18 protein-coding genes are annotated in these 19,310 nt (G+C 71.7%); 10 read left to right on the top strand and 8 right to left on the bottom strand.

The window, feature by feature from the left end; all coding sequences use genetic code 11:
* The first annotated feature begins 171 nt into the window (after positions 1–171).
* Entirely contained in the window at positions 172–1,206 is a 1,035-nt protein-coding gene (locus Q0795_RS11880) for a ParA family protein (RefSeq protein WP_298890173.1), read from the top strand.
* On the top strand, positions 1,203–2,318 hold the full coding sequence (locus tag Q0795_RS11875; RefSeq protein WP_298889899.1) for a ParB/RepB/Spo0J family partition protein: 1,116 nt from the start codon (positions 1,203–1,205) through the stop codon (positions 2,316–2,318). Before Q0795_RS11880 ends, Q0795_RS11875 begins: the two co-directional genes overlap by 4 nt.
* On the opposite strand, the gene rsmG is transcribed toward Q0795_RS11875, so the two are convergent.
* The 6 genes from rsmG to rpmH all read right to left on the bottom strand — a co-directional run bounded on the left by rsmG (position 2,293) and on the right by rpmH (position 5,637).
* Positions 2,293–2,973 carry a 16S rRNA (guanine(527)-N(7))-methyltransferase RsmG gene (rsmG, locus tag Q0795_RS11870; RefSeq protein WP_298889897.1) on the bottom strand — a complete coding sequence of 227 codons (681 nt, stop codon included), beginning with the start codon at positions 2,971–2,973 and terminating at the stop codon, positions 2,293–2,295. The two genes, Q0795_RS11875 and rsmG, sit on opposite strands and share 26 nt — an antisense overlap.
* Before the next feature lie 4 nt (positions 2,974–2,977).
* Positions 2,978–3,655, bottom strand: a complete 678-nt coding sequence (locus Q0795_RS11865; protein ID WP_298889895.1) for a R3H domain-containing nucleic acid-binding protein — start codon at positions 3,653–3,655, stop codon at positions 2,978–2,980.
* Between the two features lie 62 nt (positions 3,656–3,717).
* Positions 3,718–4,692, bottom strand: coding sequence for a membrane protein insertase YidC (gene yidC / locus Q0795_RS11860; RefSeq protein WP_298889893.1), 975 nt, complete (start codon positions 4,690–4,692; stop codon positions 3,718–3,720).
* A gap of 7 nt (positions 4,693–4,699) precedes the next feature.
* Positions 4,700–5,089 carry a membrane protein insertion efficiency factor YidD gene (gene yidD, locus Q0795_RS11855; protein WP_298889891.1) on the bottom strand — a complete coding sequence of 130 codons (390 nt, stop codon included), beginning with the start codon at positions 5,087–5,089 and terminating at the stop codon, positions 4,700–4,702.
* A complete protein-coding gene (locus tag Q0795_RS11850; protein ID WP_298889890.1) occupies positions 5,086–5,472 on the bottom strand; it encodes a ribonuclease P protein component in 387 nt (128 codons plus the stop codon). The genes yidD and Q0795_RS11850 overlap by 4 nt, the downstream gene beginning before the upstream one ends.
* Positions 5,473–5,499: 27 nt before the next feature.
* Positions 5,500–5,637: a 50S ribosomal protein L34 gene (gene rpmH, locus Q0795_RS11845; protein WP_058892008.1), complete on the bottom strand. Its 138-nt coding sequence runs from the start codon at positions 5,635–5,637 to the stop codon at positions 5,500–5,502.
* A 404-nt stretch (positions 5,638–6,041) separates the two neighbouring features.
* Here rpmH and dnaA point away from each other — a divergent pair, with 404 nt between their 5' ends.
* From dnaA to Q0795_RS11805, 8 genes are all read left to right on the top strand, one after another.
* The gene (dnaA, locus tag Q0795_RS11840; RefSeq protein WP_298889889.1) at positions 6,042–7,547 is read left to right on the top strand and encodes a chromosomal replication initiator protein DnaA; all 1,506 of its coding nucleotides are present in this window, start codon (positions 6,042–6,044) and stop codon (positions 7,545–7,547) included.
* A gap of 480 nt (positions 7,548–8,027) precedes the next feature.
* Positions 8,028–9,161: a DNA polymerase III subunit beta gene (gene dnaN, locus Q0795_RS11835; protein ID WP_298889888.1), complete on the top strand. Its 1,134-nt coding sequence runs from the start codon at positions 8,028–8,030 to the stop codon at positions 9,159–9,161.
* 40 nt (positions 9,162–9,201) lie between these two features.
* Positions 9,202–10,284, top strand: a complete 1,083-nt coding sequence (gene gnd / locus Q0795_RS11830) for a phosphogluconate dehydrogenase (NAD(+)-dependent, decarboxylating) (protein ID WP_298889887.1) — start codon at positions 9,202–9,204, stop codon at positions 10,282–10,284.
* 15 nt (positions 10,285–10,299) lie between these two features.
* Positions 10,300–11,583: a DNA replication/repair protein RecF gene (recF, locus tag Q0795_RS11825; protein ID WP_298889886.1), complete on the top strand. Its 1,284-nt coding sequence runs from the start codon at positions 10,300–10,302 to the stop codon at positions 11,581–11,583.
* On the top strand, positions 11,580–12,137 hold the full coding sequence (locus Q0795_RS11820) for a DciA family protein (protein WP_298889885.1): 558 nt from the start codon (positions 11,580–11,582) through the stop codon (positions 12,135–12,137). Before recF ends, Q0795_RS11820 begins: the two co-directional genes overlap by 4 nt.
* Before the next feature lie 234 nt (positions 12,138–12,371).
* Positions 12,372–14,489 (top strand): DNA topoisomerase (ATP-hydrolyzing) subunit B, encoded by a 2,118-nt coding sequence (gyrB, locus tag Q0795_RS11815; RefSeq protein ID WP_298889884.1) that lies wholly within the window; start codon positions 12,372–12,374, stop codon positions 14,487–14,489.
* Between the two features lie 62 nt (positions 14,490–14,551).
* Positions 14,552–17,305, top strand: a complete 2,754-nt coding sequence (gene gyrA, locus Q0795_RS11810) for a DNA gyrase subunit A (protein ID WP_298889883.1) — start codon at positions 14,552–14,554, stop codon at positions 17,303–17,305.
* The gene (locus Q0795_RS11805; RefSeq protein ID WP_298889882.1) at positions 17,302–18,063 is read left to right on the top strand and encodes a DUF3566 domain-containing protein; all 762 of its coding nucleotides are present in this window, start codon (positions 17,302–17,304) and stop codon (positions 18,061–18,063) included. The genes gyrA and Q0795_RS11805 overlap by 4 nt, the downstream gene beginning before the upstream one ends.
* Positions 18,064–18,103: 40 nt before the next feature.
* Here the strand turns inward: Q0795_RS11805 and Q0795_RS11800 are convergent, their stop codons facing one another.
* Entirely contained in the window at positions 18,104–18,997 is an 894-nt protein-coding gene (locus Q0795_RS11800; RefSeq protein ID WP_298889881.1) for a universal stress protein, read from the bottom strand.
* A 77-nt stretch (positions 18,998–19,074) separates the two neighbouring features.
* Positions 19,075–19,308: a helix-turn-helix transcriptional regulator gene (locus tag Q0795_RS11795; RefSeq protein WP_298889880.1), complete on the bottom strand. Its 234-nt coding sequence runs from the start codon at positions 19,306–19,308 to the stop codon at positions 19,075–19,077.
* Positions 19,309–19,310: the final 2 nt, after the last annotated feature.

Below are 19,310 nucleotides of genomic sequence, written 5' to 3'. Positions count from 1 at the left end.
CTGTGGACGGCTTCGTGGTGGCGCGGCAGACTTGGTGGCACGTCGGTGATCAGCGATGATGGGGTCCTCATGACTGATGACGATGGAGCGCTCGGCTGGCCGGGCGAGGACGAGGACGACCGCGCGGACGTCATGGACGGGTTCGCTGTGACTGCTCTCGGGTGGCCCACCCTGACACCTGGCGACGATGCCGACGAGCAGGCCGTTCCACGTGGAACCGCCGCCACTGCGCCACCCGGAGCCGACCCCGTCGTTCCACGTGGAACCCCTGCAGCCGCGAGCGTGGGCGCCACGCCTGACCCCGCCCTTGATCACGCGCCTGGCCCCGCAGCTGGTCCCGCGTCTGGTGACGTTTCACGGGAAACCCCATCGGCTTCTCCACCCCTCGACCACCAACGCCGCACGGATCGGCCCTGGCGCGGCACCCGGATCATCACCGTGTCCAACCAGAAGGGCGGCGTCGGGAAGACCACGACCACCGTCAACCTCGCTGCTGCCATGGCCGGCAGCGGGCTGCGGGTGCTGGTCATCGACATGGACCCGCAGGGCAACGCCAGCACCGCCCTCTCGATCCCGCACAGCAGCGGGACGGCGGGCATCTACGACGTCCTCATCGACGGCGTGCCTCTGGCGGAGGTGGTGCAACCCTGCCCCCAGGTCCCCGGACTGTCGTGCGCCCCGGCCACCATCGACCTGGCCGGTGCCGAGATCGAGCTCGTGCCTCTCGTGGCCCGGGAGAACCGTCTGCGCCGGGCCGTGCAGTCCTACCTGGAGTCCGCACCGCAGCCCCCGGACCTCGTCCTCATCGACTGCCCGCCCAGTCTCGGCCTGCTCACGGTCAACGCCTTCGTGGCGGCGCGCGAGCTGCTCATCCCCATCCAGTGCGAGTACTACGCCCTGGAGGGGCTGAGCCAGCTCCTGAAGAACGTCGACCTCATCCAGCAGCACCTCAATGCGGACCTGCACGTGTCCACCATCCTGCTGACGATGTTCGACGGGCGCACGCGGCTCGCCTCCGACGTGGCGGACCAGGTCCGTGAGCACTTCGGGGACCGGGTCCTGCGGACCGCCATCCCCCGGTCTGTCCGCATCAGTGAGGCACCGAGCCACGGGGAGACCGTGATGACCTACGACCCGACCAGCACGGGCGCCCTGTCCTACGCCGATGCGGCAGCGGAGATGCGCCGCACGAAGGAGATGTCATGACCGACCGACGACCTGGACTCGGCAGGGGCCTGGGGGCCCTCATCCCGCAACAGCCGGCAGGCGACCTCGACCGTCCTCGGGACGTCTTCTTCCCGCGGGGAGAGGGCACCGCACCGGCCCTGGAATCCGGAGGCGCGAGCACCGTGGGAGGCAACGGCGCGGAGGACGACCCCGCGTCCGCTGGTTCCACGGGAAACGACGACACCCCCCGAGGGGGTCACGACGTAGTCGCCACGGCGGCCGACGCCCATGGTGACGGGCTCGCACCGGTCCCGGGGGCGTCGTTCGCCGAGATCGACCTCGACCAGATCCGGGCGAACCCCCGTCAACCGCGGTCCGTCTTCGACGAGGACGACCTCGCCGAGCTGGTGAGCAGCATCCGCGAGCTCGGCGTGCTGCAGCCGGTCGTGGTCCGACCTACCGACCCGGGCGAGGTGGCCACCGGCGAGCCGCCCTTCGAGCTGGTCATGGGTGAACGCCGCCTACGGGCCTCTCGCGCGGCGGACCAGTCGACGATCCCGGCCATCGTGCGCGCCACCGACGACGAGCACATGCTGCGGGACGCCCTGCTGGAGAACCTGCACCGCGCGCAGCTGAACCCGCTGGAGGAGGCTGCGGCATACCAGCAGCTGCTCGAGGACTTCGGGTGCACCCACGACGAGCTGGCCGGGCGCATCGGCCGGTCCCGCCCCCAGATCAGCAACACGATCCGGCTGCTCCGGCTCCCCCCCATGGTGCAGCGGCGGGTGGCGTCGGGGGTGCTCAGCGCCGGGCACGCCCGGGCGCTGCTGGCCCTGGCCGACGGGGCCGCGATGGAGCGGCTCGCCCAGCGGATCGTCGCCGAGGGACTGTCGGTGCGGTCGGTCGAGGAGATCGTCACGGTGGGTGACGAGGACCGTCCGGCCCGGCGCCGGGCGGCCGGCTCCCCACCCCCTCCCGAGCTGGAGCAGATCGCCAGCTCGCTCTCCGGCCGTCTCGACACGCGGGTCCAGGTCTCCATGGGTCGTCGCAAGGGCAAGATGGTCATCGAGTTCGCGGGACAGGACGACCTGGAGCGCATCCTCGACCTGCTGGGGCGCGACGACCTCAGCCCGTCGTCGACGACGGGCTGACCGCCCGCTCCGCCCTCCCCGGCCCTGGGCGGACGATCTCCACGACCCGGACCGGGCCGGCGGCCGTCCCCTCCGCCAGCACATGCACCTGCGCGCTGCGCACCCCGTGCCGACGCAGCACCGGCTGCGCCTGCTCGAGCTCGGAGGCAGCCGCCTTGCCCTTGAGGGCGAGCAACCGACCGCCGGCGGCCAGCAGGGGGAAACCCCACGTGACGAGCTTGTCCAGGGAGGCCACCGCGCGCGCGGTGACGACGGGAGCCTGCAGGTCGACCTCCTGGGCCCGCCCCCGGTGCACCGTCACGTTGTCCAGGCCGAGCTCGGCGACGGCGTGCTCCAGCCACGTCGTGCGACGCAGCAGCGGCTCCACGAGGTGCAGCCTCAGGTCGGGCCGCGCGATGGCCAGGACCACGCCTGGCAGGCCGGCCCCCGACCCGATGTCGACGACCTGGGCGTCCGCCTCGCAGAGGACCTCCACGACGGCGCAGTTGACCACGTGCCGATCCCACAGCCGATCGGTCTCCCGCGGCCCGATGAGCCCGTGGCTGATGCCCGTGGTGGCCAGCAGCTCGGCATACCGCACAGCCACCGGCAGCCGCTCGGCGAAGATCTCGCGCGCCTGGTCCGGGGGCGGGGGGGCGGCAGCGGTGGCCGGCACGACGTCAGTCAGCCGGCAGGATGACCACGTGGCGCGAGGGCTCCACACCCTCGGACTCCGAGGTGAGCCCTGCCGCCAGCACCTCGTCGTGCACCACCTTGCGCTCGAAGGCGGTCATCGGCTCCAGGTCCCGGCGCTCCCCGGACTCCTTGACCTCCGCGATGGCGCTGCGGGCCTGGCCCACCAGGGCACTGCGACGGTCCGCGCGGTAGCCGGCCACGTCCAGCATGAGCCGGCTGCGCTCCCCGGTCTCGGCCTGCACGGCCAGCCGGGTCAGCTCCTGGAGCGCCTCGAGGACCGACCCGCCCTGGCCGACCAGCCGGCGGGGCGCCGCACCGTCCTCGGAGTCGACGAGAGCCACGGCGGCGCGGTCACCGTCCACGTCCACCTCGAGGTCTCCGTCGAGATCGGCGATGTCGAGGAGGGTCTCCAGGAAGTCCGCCGCCACCTCGCCCTCACGGACGAGGTCGGGCGAGGCGCCACCCTTCGCTGTCTCCGCCGAAACCTGAGATGTGACCTGCGTCACATCCGAGGCGTCCTCGGACTCCGCCGTGCCGCCCTGCTCCTCGGTGGCCGGCCCGTCCTGGGCGGGCTCCTCCGGCGTGGGCTGCTCGGTCACCGCCTGCTCGTCGGTGGTCGCACTGTCGGTGGTCGCGATGTCGGTGTCGTTCGTGGTGCTCATCTGCACTCCTGTCTCGAGGGCGGTCGGGTCGGTCGGGGCCGCGCGGGAGGGGCGGCGCGCGGTCAGCGCTTCTTGCGGCGCTTCTTGCTCTTGGGCTGGGCCCGCTGGCCGGCCACGCGCGCCTGGACCTGCGCCTGGGCCGCCTCACGCTCGGCCATGAAGTTGGGGTTCTTGAGCTGGACGCCCAGGGCGGTCTTGCCCTTGCGCGCCATGCGGGCCTTGTACTTCTCCTCGGCCGGGGTGTTCGGCGCCGGCATGTTGCGGATGACGAAGAACTGCTGCCCCATCGTCCAGAAGTTGCTGACCGTCCAGTAGATGAGCAGCGCCACGGGGAAGTTGACGCCGGTGACCGCGAAGACGACGGGCAGGACGTAGATGAGGATCTGCTGCTGCCGGGCCATCGGGCTGTTGAGGGCCTCGGGCGACATGTTCTGCCGCATGAGCTGGTGGCTGGTGATGAACTGCGTCCCCGACATCACGATGATGAGGACGAGGGAGAGGATCTTGGCCGACAGGTCCTGGTCGTGCAGGAAGGTCGAGGTGAGGCCGGCGCCGAAGATCTCCGACCCGGCCATCTTGCTGGCCAGCTCCCGGGTGAAGAGGCCCAGCGGCTCGATCTCCCCCCGGGAGACGGTCTCCGCGGTGTTGAGCAGCCGGAAGAGCGCGAAGAAGAACGGCATCTGGATGAGGATGGGCAGGCACGCCCCGAACGGGTTGGCCCCCGCCTCCCGGTAGAGGCCGAAGGTCTCCTCCTGGAAGGCCTTCTGGCTGGCCTGGTCCTTCTTCCCCTTGTACCTCGCCTGGATCTTCATCAGCTCGGGCTGGACGATCTGCAGCCGTCGCTGGCTCTTGATCTGCCGGATCATCAGCGGGGTCAGGAGCGCGCGCAGCGTCACGACGAGGCCGACGATGGCCAGCACCCAGGTCCACCCGCTGGTGTCCGGCAGACCCAGCCGGGTCAGCAACCACTCGAACCCCACGAGGATGGCGGAGTCGAACCAGATGAACGGGAAGAGGAGGGTGTCGAAGAATCCCATGCGGTCCTCAAGGTCGGCGGTGCGCGGCAGAGCCGCCCACCGAGGTGGAGGGTCCGGGGCGGTCCCCGGACGGGTCAGGCGTGGAGGCGTCGGTATGCCGTGGTGGCACGTGGTCGACGCCACCGGCCGCCCACGGGTGGCAGCGCAGGATCCGGCGCACGGTCAGCCAGCCGCCACGCGCCAGGCCGTGCCGCTCGAGCGCCGTCACACCATAGGCGCTGCACGAGGGGTAGTACCGGCATACCGGCCCCAGCAGCGGTGAGACCGTCCACTGGTAGATCCGCACCAACCACACCAGAGGACGAGCGAGGACGCTGCGGCGTTCCCCGGGTCCCACCCCGCCGCGGTGGACGTCACGCAGCTGCTCACCGGTGCCACCGGCCGACCGGCCGGTCATGAGCGCCTCGTCAGAGCACGCCCGAGAGCCTGGTCGAGGGCGGCCCCGAGCTCGGCCGACGTCGCCCCCGCCGCGGGCGGCAGCGCCCGGACGACCACGTCCGCGGCCGGAGGGAGGTCGCCGACCCGGTCCGCCACGAGGTGCCTCAGACGACGCACGGTGCGGTGGCGGACGACCGAGTTGCCGACCGCCTTGGAGACGACGAACCCCACACGCGGGCACGGGCCGACGGACGCGACGGCAGTCGCGTCGGGTCGGGGCAGGCAGACGTGCACGACGAGGAGGTCGGTGCCGGCCCGCTGGCGCCGTCGCCCGTCACCACGCCCCCGCAGGACCGAACGGAAGTCGTCTCCCGAGGTCAGGCGGTGGCGGCGCGCAAGCATGGACGCAGCGCCGGCGGTGCCGACGGCTCAGGCCGAGATGGAGGAACGGCCCTTGCGGCGACGAGCGTTGAGGATGCTGCGTCCGGCACGGGTGCGCATGCGCAGGCGGAAGCCGTGCTTCTTGGCGCGACGGCGGTTGTTCGGCTGGAAGGTGCGCTTGCTCATCACTACTCCGGTCGGTGCTGGCGGTACGGTCGGCAGGGCCGGGTCGGCCGCCAACGGGAGCCCGCGCACGAGGGCGGAGACGTCCAGGCACGGGCAGGCGAAAGCGGCCGAGAAACGGCCTGCTCCACGGTACGGGAGGGCGTCCTCGCCGGTCAAACTGCGCCGGGTCGCGCCGATGACGCAGGGCAAACTCCGCATCTTGCCGATGACCGGCACGGCGTCGTCGACGACACGCCGGGAGGAGCGCGATCCTCCACCCCGCCACTTGCGGGTCACGGTCGCTGCTTGTTAGCGTCGGCGCTTCCGGCACATCTCCACCGCTTCGTCCACATCCTGTGGATAACACTGTGGACGAATGCCACCACGATCGTCTTCGTCCGTTCGAGAGGGGGCTGAGCCCACCCATGTCCTCACCCTCGACCGACGCGGACGACACCTGGGGGCGGGTCGTCTCGGCGCTCGAGGCCAACGGGCTGGGGGCCCGGGAGAAGGCGTTCCTGCGGATCACCCGCATGGTCGGGGTGCTGGACACGACGGTGCTCCTCGCGGTGCCCTACCCGCACACCAAGGAGCTGCTCGAGACGCGCCTGCGCCAACCGATCGTGGACCTGCTCTCCCGCGAGCTGGCGCGGGAGATCCGGTTGGCCATCACCGTCGACGACGACCTCCGCCAGCAGGTGGAGGAGGAGGCCGACGACAGCGACGACGACCCCCTGAGTCGGGAGTCGCTCACCCGGCCGGCCTCCCAGCCCAGCTCGTCGGCAGCGGCACCCGCGTCCGCGGCGGCGCGCAACGGCGCCGGAGCGGCCGCCTCGGGCAACGGCATCCCCCGCCCCGCGACCCCGGCCGGTCCCGCAGTCACCGGTGCCGCGGACGAGGCGCGGCTCAACCCCAAGTACACCTTCGACACCTTCGTGTCCGGTCCGTCCAACCGGTTCGCGCACGCCGCCTCGCTGGCGGTGGCCGAGTCGCCGGCCCGCGCCTACAACCCGCTGTTCATCTACGGGGAGTCCGGGCTCGGCAAGACCCACCTGCTGCACGCCATCGGTCACTACGCCCGCAAGCTCTACCCCGGGGTGCGCGTGCGCTACGTGAACTCCGAGGAGTTCACCAACGACTTCATCAACTCCATCCGTGACGACAAGGCCGGGGCGTTCCAGCGCCGCTACCGCAACGTCGACTTCCTGCTGGTGGACGACATCCAGTTCCTGCAGGGCAAGGAGCAGACGGTCGAGGAGTTCTTCCACACCTTCAACACGCTGCACAACAGCGAGAAGCAGGTGGTCATCACCTCCGACCAGCCGCCCAAGCGGCTGTCCGGGTTCGCCGAGCGCATGCGCAGCCGCTTCGAGTGGGGACTGCTCACCGACGTGCAGCCACCGGACCTCGAGACGCGCATCGCCATCCTGCGCAAGAAGGCGGCGCAAGAGGGTATGCAGCTGCCTGACGAGGTCCTGGAGCACATCGCCAGCCGCATCACCACCAACATCCGCGAGCTCGAGGGCGCCCTCATCCGGGTGACGGCCTTCGCCTCGCTGTCCTCCCAGCCCGCCGACGCCGACCTGGCGGCCCACGTGCTCAAGGACATCGTCCCGGGCAGCGAGACGGCCCAGATCACCGTGTCGACGATCATCCGCGAGGTCTCGGAGTACTTCCAGATCACCATCGAGGAGCTGTGCGGGACCTCGCGGTCCCGGACCCTGGTCAACGCCCGGCAGATCGCGATGTACCTGTGCCGTGAGCTCACCGACCTCTCGCTGCCCAAGATCGGCCAGGAGTTCGGCGGTCGCGACCACACGACGGTCATGCACGCCGAGCGCAAGATCCGCGGCCAGATCGGCGAGCGACGCGCGCTCTACGACCAGATCGCCGAGCTCACCGGACGCATCCGGCGCGCCTCCCAGCGCTGATCCTCCGCCCACCCCTCTGTCCACACCTGTGGATAACCCTGTGAGTTGCGGCTCAGCGTTCACCGCCGCCACACGCGTTCCTCCCCCCACCGCTCCCGCATGCCCGAAGACCGGTGATCCGGGTGTGCACGAGGTGTGGAGAAGCTGGGCATCGACGCAGGTCAGCATGGGGAAGGACGGTGCAGGGCCGCCGGCTGCCTGGGGAGCGCGCCGATCCGTCCCCAGGCAGCACCTCGTGCTCCACCGGTCCCTGCACGTGGTGTGCACAGGGCCGCCCCCTGCTCGGCACGCCCGCCCACCTGCGTCGACAGGCTCTCGAACCCGGGTTGTCCACAGGATCCACAGGCCCGATGACGATGACGAACACTCTCCTCCCCGATGATGATCCTCCTACGTCCCTGGGGACGTGCTGCAGCGGGACCGGGGGGTTCGTGGCAGAGTTGCCCCGAAGACCACACAGTGCGGAAGGTTCCAGGTGTCGTGAAGTTTCGTGTCGAGCGCGATGTGCTCTCCGAGGCGGTGGCGTGGGTCGTACGCGGCCTCTCCAGCCGTCCCCCCGTACCGGTGCTGGCCGGTGTGCTGCTGACGGCCGACCCCGAGGGCACCCTGACGTTCTCCGCCTACGACTACGAGGTCTCCGCCACGGTCACCGTCGAGGCCGAGGTGTCCGAGGGTGGTCAGGTGCTGGTGCTCGGCCGGCTGCTGGCCGACATCGCCCGCAACCTGCCTGCCAAGCCGGTGGAGGTGTCCACCGACGGCGCGAAGGTCTCGCTCACCTGTGGTTCGAGCCGGTTCGCCCTCATCCAGATGCCGGTGGCCGACTACCCCCAGCTGCCGGCGCAGGCGGAGACCAGCGGGTCGGTCCCCGGTGACGCCTTCACCCAGGCGGTCAACCAGGTCTCCATCGCGGCCGACCGCGGCGACACGCTGCCGATCCTCACCGGGGTGCGGGTCCAGATCGACGGCGAGCGGATCACCATGCTGGCCACCGACCGCTACCGCCTGGCCCAGCGGGAGCTGACCTGGTCGCCGGGCAGCCCGGACGCGGACCACGTGTGCCTCATCCCCGCACGCACCCTCTCCGAGACCGCGAAGTCCTTGGGCGCCAGCGCGGCGGTCGAGCTCTCGCTCGGGGCCGCGGGGCGGGGTGACGGCCTGGTCGGCTTCGAGGCGGGCCGTCGCCGCACGACCACCCGGCTGCTGGACGGCGAGTACCCCAAGGTCACCTCGATCTTCCCCTCCTCCGTCGACAGCGTCGCGGTCGTGGACACCCAGTCCTTCATCGAGGCGGTGCGCCGCGTCGCGCTGGTGGCCGAGCGCAACACCCCGGTGCGGCTGCGGTTCACCGACGGCCAGCTGGCCATCGAGGCCGGCACGGGCGACGACGCCCAGGGCAGCGAGGCAGTGGAGGCCACCCTGGAGGGTCCGGAGCTCGAGATCGCCTTCAACCCGCAGTTCCTCCTCGACGGGCTCGGGGTCCTCGGACAGCCCTACACCCGGCTGTCGTTCACCCAGCCCTCACGCCCGGCCGTGATCTCCGGCCAGGCCGAGCTCGACGGGGATGCCGACGACTCCTACCGGTACGTCCTCATGCCGGTACGTTTCGCCGGCTGACCCGACGCCACCAGATCACCACCCACCGAAGGAGCAGCAGATGAAGATCGGCATGATCGGCCTGGGCAAGATGGGCAGCAACATGCGCGAGCGGCTGCGTCGCGCCGGGCACGAGGTCGTCGGGTTCGACCTCGACGAGAGCCTCCGGGACGTGGACGACGTCGAGTCGATGGTGCAGGCCCTGGAGCCCCCACGGGTGGTGTGGGTGATGGTCCCCCACGGCAAGCCGACCCGGTCCACGGTCGAGCAGCTCGGGGAGCTGCTCGGCGAGGGCGACCTCATCATCGAGGGCGGCAACTCCAAGTACACCGAGGACCGTGAGCTGGATGCGCTGATGGAGCCCAAGGGCATCGGCTACGTCGACTGCGGCGTCTCCGGCGGCATCTGGGGCCTGGACAACGGCTACGGCCTCATGTGCGGCGGACGGGACGAGGACGTCGAGAAGGCCATGCCGATCTTCGACGCGCTGCGCCCCGAGGGGCCCCGTGAGGAGGGCTTCGTGCACGCCGGCGAGGTCGGGGCCGGTCACTACGCCAAGATGGTCCACAACGGCATCGAGTACGGCCTCATGCACGCCTACGCCGAGGGCTTCGAGCTGCTCATGGCCAAGGACATCGTCACCGACGTCCGTGGGTGCTTCCAGGCCTGGAGCCGCGGCACGGTGGTGCGCTCCTGGCTGCTGGACCTGCTGGTCAGCGCCCTCGGCGACACCCCTGGGCTCGAGGGCATCGACGCCTACACCACCGACTCCGGCGAGGGGCGGTGGACGGTCGAGGAGGCCATCGACAACGCGGTCCCGATGCCGGTCATCAGTGCCGCGCTCTTCGCCCGCTTCGCCTCCCGCCAGGAGAACTCCCCCGCCATGCAGGCCGTCGCCGCGCTGCGCGGCCAGTTCGGCGGGCACGACGTCCGGATGCTCGACGACGCCGACCTGGAGCAGGACCAGAAGGAGGTGCACGGTGGCGCCGAGCCGAAGAAGAAGGACTCCGACAGCAAGCAGCGCCCTGGTGCCCGTCAGGAGGGTGACGAGGCGGCGTCGTCGCCCGACGCCGGGCCGTCCTCCGGCTCCGGTGCCACCGAGGACGCGTCCGGGCCGACCTCCGGCACCGGCGACACGCACTGAGCCGATGCGAGAGCGGTGCACCTGACACACCTGGAGGTCAACGACTTCCGTAGCTACCCCGCCGCCGAGATGGACCTGGGGCCCGGGGTGAGCGTGCTCCTCGGGCGCAACGGGCAGGGCAAGACCAACCTCGTCGAGGCCGCTGGTTACGTCGCGACCCTGAGCAGCCACCGGGTGGCGCAGGATGCGCCGCTGGTGCGCGCCGGCGCGGCGGGCTCGGCCATCGTGCGGGCCACCGTCGTGCGGGACGGCCGGGAGTCGCTGGTCGAGCTGGAGATCGTGCCCGGGCGGGCCAACCGGGCCCGGCTCAACCGCGCTCCGGTGGGCCGCCAGCGCGACGTCCTGGGCACCCTGCGCAGCGTGCTGTTCGCCCCGGAGGACCTCGCGCTCGTCAAGGGGGACCCGGGCGAGCGGCGTCGGCTGCTCGACGACCTCCTCGTCGCCCGACAGCCGCGGTGGTCCGCGGTCCGGGCCGACTACGACAGGGCGGTGCGCCAGCGCGGCGCGTTGCTCAAGCAAGCCGGGCACCTGTGGCGCGCACCCACCCGACGGTCCGGTGGGCCCCGGCTGGCCCCCGGGGAGACCCTCGAGGAGGCCCGCGACGGCGCCCTGGCGACGCTCGCGGTCTTCGACGAGCAGCTCGCGCAGATCGGCGGCGCCCTGCTCTACGCCCGGCTCCGGCTGCTGCGGGACCTGCGCCCCTACCTGGAGCAGGCATACCGGACCCTGAGCGACAGCGACACCCGCGCCGGGGCGACCTACCGCAGCAGTCTCGACCCCGGCACGGACGTGGCGGAGGCCGTCGCCGCCGGAGAAGTCCCGACCCAGGAGGAGCTCACCGCGACCATCCTCCAGTCGATCGAGGCGGTGCGGACGCAGGAGCAGGAGCGGGGGGTATGCCTCGTCGGACCTCACCGCGACGACCTGGTGCTGGCACTGGGCGAGCTGCCGGCCAAGGGCTACGCCAGCCACGGCGAGTCCTGGAGCCTGGCCCTGTCGTTGCGGCTGGCCGGCTTCGACCTGCTGCGGCACGACCTCGGCACCGACCCCGTGCTGGTCCTCGACGACGTCTTCGCCGAGCTGGACTCCGGCCGCCGCGAGCGGCTGGCCGGGCTCGTCGTGGACTGCGAGCAGGTGCTCGTGACCGCAGCGGTGGCCGAGGACGTGCCCGGTCGGCTGCTGGGGCCCGGGAGCCGGGTCTTCGACGTGACCCTCGGCTCGGTGACCGCCCGGGCCTCGGAGCCGGCTCAGCCGGCCGCCGAGCAGCCGGGCGCCGAGGAGACGGCCGCGCAGCCATGACGGGCGCAGGACCGCCCGCGGGGCCGGGAGACGGGGACGGGGAGGCCGCCCCGGCCGAGCCGGCGATGGACGCCGCCCAGGAGGCGCTCGCGCGCGCCCGCCGGACCGCGCGCGACAAGGGCCTGCGACCCGGCTCACCAGGACGCTCGCGGCGACGTCGCGGTGGGGGCGCCGGCGAGGAGCCCGACCCGCGGGCCCGCCGCGACCCGCAGCTGCTCGGCGAGGAGATGGAACGGCTCGTCGCCGGTCGCGGCTGGGCCGGAGAGGTGCAGGTGGGCGGTGTCGTCGGCCGGTGGCGCGCGATCGTCGGGGACCAGGTGGCCGACCAGGTGGAGGTGGTCGCCTTCGAGGGCAGCACCCTCACCGTCCGCGCCCGCTCCACCGCGTGGGCCACCCAGATGCGGCTGCTCACGTCCACGGTGCTGGCGCGGATCGACGAGCTCGTCGGGGAGGGCGTCGTCGCCGAGATCGTCGTGCAGGGGCCGGCCGGGCCGCACTGGCGCAAGGGGCCGCTGTCCTCCGGGGGTCGTGGGCCGCGCGACACCTACGGCTGAGACGCGCTCCTGGCGTCCGTGACCCCGGGCGCGTGGGGGGATGCCTGATGCGGGGTCGCTGCGCTCTCGTCGGCGTTGGAACGCCGCAGACGCCGGGGCACACGCCGGGAAACTCGGATCCGCCTGGTGGAAAGGGTAGACTGAGACGTCTTTGACACATCCACCCGAGGAGCCCCCTTGTCCAGTGCCGGACCAGAGCACGGAGCGAGTCCCGACGCCAGCGGTGAGCCGGCCATGCCGGAGCTCCCGAAGGCGGCACCCCCGTCCGGTGCACCGGACTCCCTCGCGACGGCCTCGGCCTACGACGCCTCGGCGATCACCGTCCTGGAGGGCCTCGAGGCCGTCCGCAAGCGGCCGGGGATGTACATCGGCTCCACCGGGGCCCGCGGCCTGCACCACCTGGTGTGGGAGATCGTGGACAACGCGGTCGACGAGGCGCTGGCCGGCGAGGCCGACCGGATCGACGTGGCCCTGCGGGCCGACGGGGCCGTGCGGGTGCGCGACAACGGGCGCGGCATCCCCACCGACATCCACCCGGTGGAGAAGAAGCCGGCCGTCGAGCTCGTCCTCACCCAGCTGCACGCCGGCGGCAAGTTCGGTGGCGGCGGCTACAAGGTCTCCGGCGGCCTGCACGGCGTCGGGTCCTCGGTGGTCAACGCGCTGTCCGAGCGGCTGGACGTGGAGGTGCGCCAGCGCGGCAAGGTCTTCACCCAGACCTACCACCTGGGCGTGCCGCAGGCCCCCCTGTCCGAGGACGACCCCGCCTCGGACGCCGACCGGCAGACCGGGACGACCATCACCTTCTGGCCCAGCCCGGACATCTTCGACGCCGTCGACTTCGACTACGAGACCGTCCGGGCGCGGTTCCAGCAGATGGCCTTCCTCAACAAGGGCCTGACCATCGCCCTCACCGACGAGCGGCCCAGCGAGGTGCAGGTCGACGTCGACGCCCTGGACGACGACCCCATGGACGGAGAGGGCGAGGCCGACGAGGACGGCACCACTCCCGGCCTGGAGCGCGGCGGCGCGGGATCGGGGTCGGGCACCGGCCGCTCGCACACCTACCGCTACGACAACGGCCTGCTGGACTACGTCACCTACCTCAACAAGTCCAAGCGCAGCGAGCCCGTGCACGCCGAGGTCATCGCGTTCGAGAGCACGGACGAGAGCCGCATGCTGAGCCTCGAGGTCGCCATGCAGTGGACCGGCGCCTACACCGAGGCCGTCCACACCTACGCCAACGCCATCAACACCCACGAGGGCGGGACCCACGAGGAGGGCTTCCGGTCGGCGCTGACCCGCATGGTCAACGACTTCGCCCGCGACCAGAAGCTGCTCAAGGAGAAGGACCCCAACCTCACCGGTGACGACATCCGCGAGGGGTTGACCGCGGTCATCAGCGTCAAGCTGGGCGAGCCGCAGTTCGAGGGCCAGACCAAGACCAAGCTCGGCAACTCCGAGGTGCGCGGCTTCGTGCAGACCGCGATGTACGAGGAGTTCGGGCACTGGCTGCAGGCGCACCCTCGCGAGGGCAAGGAGATCGTCGGCAAGGCGGTCCAGGCCGCCACGGCGCGGATCGCCGCCCGCAAGGCCCGGGACGCCACCCGGCGCAAGGGCCTGCTGGAGTCCGGGGGACTGCCTGGCAAGCTGCGCGACTGCCAGTCCAACGACCCGACGATCTCCGAGGTCTTCATCGTCGAGGGCGACTCGGCCGGCGGCTCGGCGGTGCGCGGCCGCAACCCGCACAACCAGGCGATCCTGCCCATCCGGGGCAAGATCCTCAACGTCGAGAAGGCCCGCCTGGACAAGATCCTGGCCAACCAGGAGGTGCAGGCCCTGATCAGCGGGTTCGGCACCGGCATCGGCGAGGACTTCGACATCTCCAAGGCGCGCTACCACAAGATCGTGCTCATGGCCGACGCCGACGTCGACGGCCTGCACATCCGGACCCTGCTGCTGACGCTGCTCTTCCGGTTCATGAAGCCGCTCATCGAGGCCGGCTACGTCTACCTCGCCCAGCCGCCGCTCTACCGGATCAAGTGGACCAACGCCGAGCACCAGTTCGCCTTCACCGACCGCGAGCGCGACGCCCTGCTCGAGGACGGTTCGGCCAAGGGATGGCGCCTGCCCAAGGACACCGGCGTGCAGCGCTACAAGGGTCTGGGCGAGATGGACTACGGCGAGCTGTGGGACACCACGATGAACCCGGACACCCGGGTGCTCCTGCAGGTCTCGCTGGAGGACGCCGCCAAGGCGGACGAGATCTTCGCGATCCTCATGGGCGAGGACGTCGAGTCCCGGCGGGCGTTCATCCAGCGCAACGCCCGGGACGTCCGGTTCCTGGACATCTGATCATGCGAGGGCTCCGCCCCCCGTACACCCCCCGATCCGCGTGACTGCACCCCGAAGGACCCATGGCTGACGACCAGACCCCCGACCTGCCCGACCTGCCGGAGATCCCGGACGCGTCCAACGCCGCGCAGAGCGCCGACGCCGCCCTCGAGGCGGCGGTGGCCGGCACCGGCGACCGGATCGAGCCGATCGACATCAACGCCGAGATGCAGCGCAGCTACATCGAGTACGCGATGAGCGTCATCGTCTCCCGGGCCCTGCCCGACGTGCGTGACGGTCTCAAGCCGGTGCACCGGCGGGTGCTCTACGCGATGTACGACGGCGGCTACCGCCCGGACCGCGGCTTCAACAAGTGCTCTCGCGTCGTCGGTGACGTCATGGGCCAGTACCACCCGCACGGTGACGGCGCGATCTACGACGCCCTGGTCCGGCTCGTGCAAGACTGGTCGATGCGGCATCCGCTGGTGCAGGGGCAGGGCAACTTCGGCACCCCCGGGGACGACCCGGCGGCAGCGCCCCGCTACACCGAGTGCCGCCTGCACCCGCTGGCCATGGAGATGGTGCGCGACATCCGCGAGGACACCGTCGACATGGTGGACAACTACGACGGCAAGACCCGCGAGCCCGCGGTGCTGCCCGCGCGCTTCCCGAACCTGCTGGTCAACGGCTCGGCGGGGATCGCCGTCGGGATGGCCACGCAGATCCCCCCGCACAACCTGCGGGAGGTCGCCGCGGGGGCGCAGTGGCTGCTGCAGCACCCGGACGCCTCCCGGGAGGAGCTGCTGGACGCGCTCCTCGGGATCATCAAGGGGCCGGACTTCCCCACCGGCGCCCTGATCATGGGCAAGAAGGGCATCGAGGACGCCTACCGCACCGGCCGCGGCTCGATCATCATGCGGGCCGTCGTCGAGGTGGAGGAGATCCAGGGCCGCACCTGCCTCGTGGCCACCGAGCTGCCCTACCAGGTCAACCCGGACAGCCTGGCCAAGAAGATCGCCGACCTCGTCAAGGACGGCAGGCTCAGCGGTGTCGCCGACCTGCGCGACGAGACCTCCGGGCGCACCGGGCAGCGCCTCGTCATCGTGCTCAAGCGGGACGCCGTCGCCAAGGTCGTGCTCAACAACCTCTACAAGCACACCCAGCTGCAGCAGTCCTTCGGCGCCAACATGCTGGCGCTCGTCGACGGGGTGCCGCGGACGCTCCCGATCTCGGCGTTCATCCGGCACTGGGTCGACCACCAGGTCGAGGTCATCGTCCGGCGCACGCAGTACCGCCTGCGGGAGGCCGAGAAGCGGATCCACGTCTACCGGGGCTACCTCAAGGCGCTGGACCAGCTGGACGCGGTCATCGCGCTCATCCGGCGCAGCCCGTCGGCGGACGAGGCGCTCAACGGGCTCATGGAGCTGCTGGGCATCGACGAGGCGCAGGCCCGGGCCATCCTCGACCTGCAGCTGCGCCGGCTGGCCGCCCTGGAGCGGGCCCGTATCCAGGCCGATCACGACGAGCTGGAGGCGCAGATCCTCGAGTTCGAGGCGATCCTGGCCAGCCCCGCGCGGCAGCGCGAGATCATCTCCACCGAGCTCGCCGAGATCGTCGACAAGTTCGGCGACGACCGGCGCACCACCATCGACCTCTTCGACGGCGACATGTCCATGGAGGACCTCATCACCGAGGAGGACGTCGTCGTCACCATCACCCGGGGCGGCTACGTCAAGCGGACGCCGGTGCGCGAGTACCGCGCGCAGCACCGGGGTGGCAAGGGTCGCCGGGGTGCGGCGCTGCGGGCCGACGACGTGGTGCAGCACTTCTTCGTCACCAGCACCCATCACTGGATGCTCTTCTTCACCGACCAGGGCCGGGTCTACCGGTCCAAGGCCTACGAGTTCCCCGAGGGGGGGCCGACCGGCAAGGGTCAGCACGTGGCCAACCTCATGGCCTTCCAGCCCGGGGAGAGCATCCGCTCGGTGCTGCCGCTGCGCGACTACGAGCAGGCGCCCTACCTCCTGCTGGCGACCAAGAACGGCCTGGTCAAGAAGTCGCGGCTCACCGACTACGACTCCCCCCGCTCCGGTGGGCTCATCGCGGTCAACCTGCGGGAGGGCGACGAGCTGGTCGGCGCCGCCCTGGCGCACGGCAGCGACGACGTCCTGCTGGTCTCCCGCGGTGGGCAGTCCGTGCGCTTCCCGGCCTCCGACGACATGCTGCGGCCCATGGGCCGGGCCACCTCGGGCGTGACCGGGATGAAGTTCCGCGGCGACGACCAGCTGCTCGCCATGCAGGTGGTCGCCGAGGGCACCGACCCCTACGTCTTCGTGGTGTTCTCCACCGGGATGGCCAAGCGCACCCCCGTGTCGCAGTACCGCGTGCAGGGTCGTGGCGGGTTGGGCATCAAGGTGGCCAAGGCCACCGAGAAGGCCGGGCCCGTCGTCGGTGCCCTGCTGGTCGACGAGTCGGACGAGGTGCTCGTGCTCACCGAGCGCGGCAACGTCGTGCGCTCGGGGGTGGGTGGCGAGCGTGGGGTCCGGGTCACCGGTCGCGACACCAGCGGTGTGCGCTTCGCCAACCCCGGACGGGGCGACGCGGTCCTGGCGATCGCGCGCAACGCCGAGGCGGCCGGCGAGGAGGAGCTCGAGGAGGCCGCCGAGGCGGTCGAGACCCTCGCGCCGGACGACGGCGCGGATGCCGCGGTCCGCGAGGCCGATGGCGTACCGTCGGGTCAGAACGAGGACACCCTGCCGGCCGGCGAGCATGCGGCCGACGGCACCGAGAGCTCTGAGACCGACAGCACCGAGAGCACGGAGGACGACGGCGCATGAGCAGCACTCCGGGCCCCTCGGGGCCCCGCTCCTCGACCGACGAGACGCAGGTGCACCAGAAGGCCGCCGGTGACACCGACGCCGGCTCCTCCCCCGAGCGCGAGACGACGTCCACCCCCCCGGACGGGGGCGACGAGCGCTCGGCGGCCACCAAGATGAAGGACGGGGCGCTCGCACGCACCGCTCAGGGCCGCGACCTGGCCGCCCGCAAGGCCCGCGCCCTGCGCGGAGCCACCGCCGGCCTGGCCTCGGGGTCGGCCGCCGGGGCGAGTGCGGGCCGGGGTGGGTCCACGGCTCGTGGCGCGAGCCCGCGCGACGGGGTCCAGGGGAGCACGGCCCGCACGTCGGGCAACCGTCCGCCGGGCCGCCCGGCCCCGCGCCGCGGCGGCCCGCGCCGCGTGCGCCTCACCGCGCAGCGCATCGACCCGTGGTCGGTGCTGAAGATCAGCTTCCTCGTCTCGGTGGCGCTGGGGATCTCCGGCGTCGTCATGGTGGCGGTGCTGTGGACCGTGCTGTCCGGGATGAACGTCTTCTCCACCATCAACGGCTTCCTCGCCCAGATCACCTCTGGCGAGGCCAGCGGCCCGACCATCGACCTCACCGACTACCTCGGGTTCAGCCGGGTCATGGCCCTGTCGGCGGTGCTGGGCGTGCTCAACGTCTTCCTGCTCACCGCTCTGGCGACGCTCTCGGCCTTCCTCTACAACATCTGCGCCGCCCTCGTCGGAGGCGCCCAGGTGACGCTCTCCGACGAGTGAGGTGTGCCGGCCTCCGGTGGTCGGGTGGCGACGGCCGGGGTCAGCGCACGATGTGCACCGGCACCATGCTCATGTGCAGCACGTTGCGGGTCGTCGACCCCAGCAGGAAGGACGACAGGCGTCCGCTGCCGCGGTTGCCCAGCACCAGCAGCGCCGCGTCGCCCGAGGCCTCCACGAGGTTCTCGTCGGCGCGTCCGCTGGGGGTGGCGGTGTCGACCGACAGGTCGGGGAAGGCGGCCCTGACGGCGTCCGCGGTATGCCGTGCCCGCGCCTCGGCTCCCTCGCGACGCGCCTCGGCGGCCTCGTCGACCGACCGCATACCGTCCACGCTCAGACCCCACGGGTCGGTCGTCGGCCGCTCCCAGCTGCTCACGACGAGCAGGTCCGCGCCCCACGCCTGGGCCCACCTCGCGGCAGCCTCGGCCGCCCGCTCGGACTCCGGCGACCCGTCCGCGCCGACCACCACCCGGGCGTCCGGCCCGGGCATGGCGGCGGGTCCCGGCACGACGGTGACCGGGCACCGGGCGTGGCCGGTGAGGCCGTAGGCGGTCGCGCCCAGCAGGGTGCTGCGGACGCGGCCGAAACCGCGGGAGCCGACGACGACGCCCTGCGCCTGGGCCGCCGCCTCGTCGAGGGCCTGGCGGGGACCGAGCAAGGACCCCCTCGCGGTGACCTCGAGGTCGGGCTGCTCCTCCCGGGCGAGGACGGCGCCCTGCTCAGCCAGGTCGTGGGCCCGCTGGTGCTCGACGGCCGGGTCCCACATGCCGATGGACACGTCCTGCGCGTAGACGATGCGGTCGGCGGCGTGCAGGACCACGAGGGGTGCGACCAGGCGGGCCGCCGCGGCGGCTGCCCACCTGACGGCGTCCTGGGCGGTCTGCGACCCGTCGAAGCCCACGACGATCGGGCGGAGGGTGCTCTGGGTGGTGGTCATCGTCCGTACCTCTCTGTTGTCTACTACTGCTGATAGTAGCGTGGCGACAGGGACGAGCGCCATCGTCGGCGCCCCGCTCAGCCGCCCAGGGGCGGGAAGGGTCGGCGGCTGAAGATGGTCTCGACCGGCACGGCGAAGAACTCGGCGATCTGCAGCGCGAGGACGAGGGAGGGGCTGTACTCGCCACGCTCGAGATAGCCCACCGTCTGGTAGTGCACGCCCAACCCCTCGGCCAGCTCGCGGCGGCTGATGCCGCGCTCCACCCGCAGCATCGCGATCCGGTTGTGCAGCGGCGGTGCCTCGCTGGGCATGG

The organism is uncultured Serinicoccus sp. (assembly GCF_947487915.1).
Taxonomy (GTDB): Bacteria; Actinomycetota; Actinomycetes; order Actinomycetales; family Dermatophilaceae; genus Ornithinicoccus.
This window is presented reverse-complemented; position numbering and strand designations above follow the sequence as displayed.

Coding starts and splice junctions, on each gene's coding strand:
- Q0795_RS11875 (WP_298889899.1), top strand. CDS start 1,203: ATGACCGACCGACGACCTGGACTCGGCAGGGGCCTGGGGGCCCTCATC.
- Q0795_RS11865 (WP_298889895.1), bottom strand. CDS start 3,655: ATGAGCACCACGAACGACACCGACATCGCGACCACCGACAGTGCGACC.
- yidC (WP_298889893.1), bottom strand. CDS start 4,692: ATGGGATTCTTCGACACCCTCCTCTTCCCGTTCATCTGGTTCGACTCC.
- yidD (WP_298889891.1), bottom strand. CDS start 5,089: ATGACCGGCCGGTCGGCCGGTGGCACCGGTGAGCAGCTGCGTGACGTC.
- Q0795_RS11850 (WP_298889890.1), bottom strand. CDS start 5,472: ATGCTTGCGCGCCGCCACCGCCTGACCTCGGGAGACGACTTCCGTTCG.
- rpmH (WP_058892008.1), bottom strand. CDS start 5,637: ATGAGCAAGCGCACCTTCCAGCCGAACAACCGCCGTCGCGCCAAGAAG.
- dnaA (WP_298889889.1), top strand. CDS start 6,042: ATGTCCTCACCCTCGACCGACGCGGACGACACCTGGGGGCGGGTCGTC.
- gnd (WP_298889887.1), top strand. CDS start 9,202: ATGAAGATCGGCATGATCGGCCTGGGCAAGATGGGCAGCAACATGCGC.
- Q0795_RS11820 (WP_298889885.1), top strand. CDS start 11,580: ATGACGGGCGCAGGACCGCCCGCGGGGCCGGGAGACGGGGACGGGGAG.
- gyrB (WP_298889884.1), top strand. CDS start 12,372: ATGCCGGAGCTCCCGAAGGCGGCACCCCCGTCCGGTGCACCGGACTCC.
- gyrA (WP_298889883.1), top strand. CDS start 14,552: ATGGCTGACGACCAGACCCCCGACCTGCCCGACCTGCCGGAGATCCCG.
- Q0795_RS11805 (WP_298889882.1), top strand. CDS start 17,302: ATGAGCAGCACTCCGGGCCCCTCGGGGCCCCGCTCCTCGACCGACGAG.
- Q0795_RS11800 (WP_298889881.1), bottom strand. CDS start 18,997: ATGACCACCACCCAGAGCACCCTCCGCCCGATCGTCGTGGGCTTCGAC.
- Q0795_RS11795 (WP_298889880.1), bottom strand. CDS start 19,308: ATGCCCAGCGAGGCACCGCCGCTGCACAACCGGATCGCGATGCTGCGG.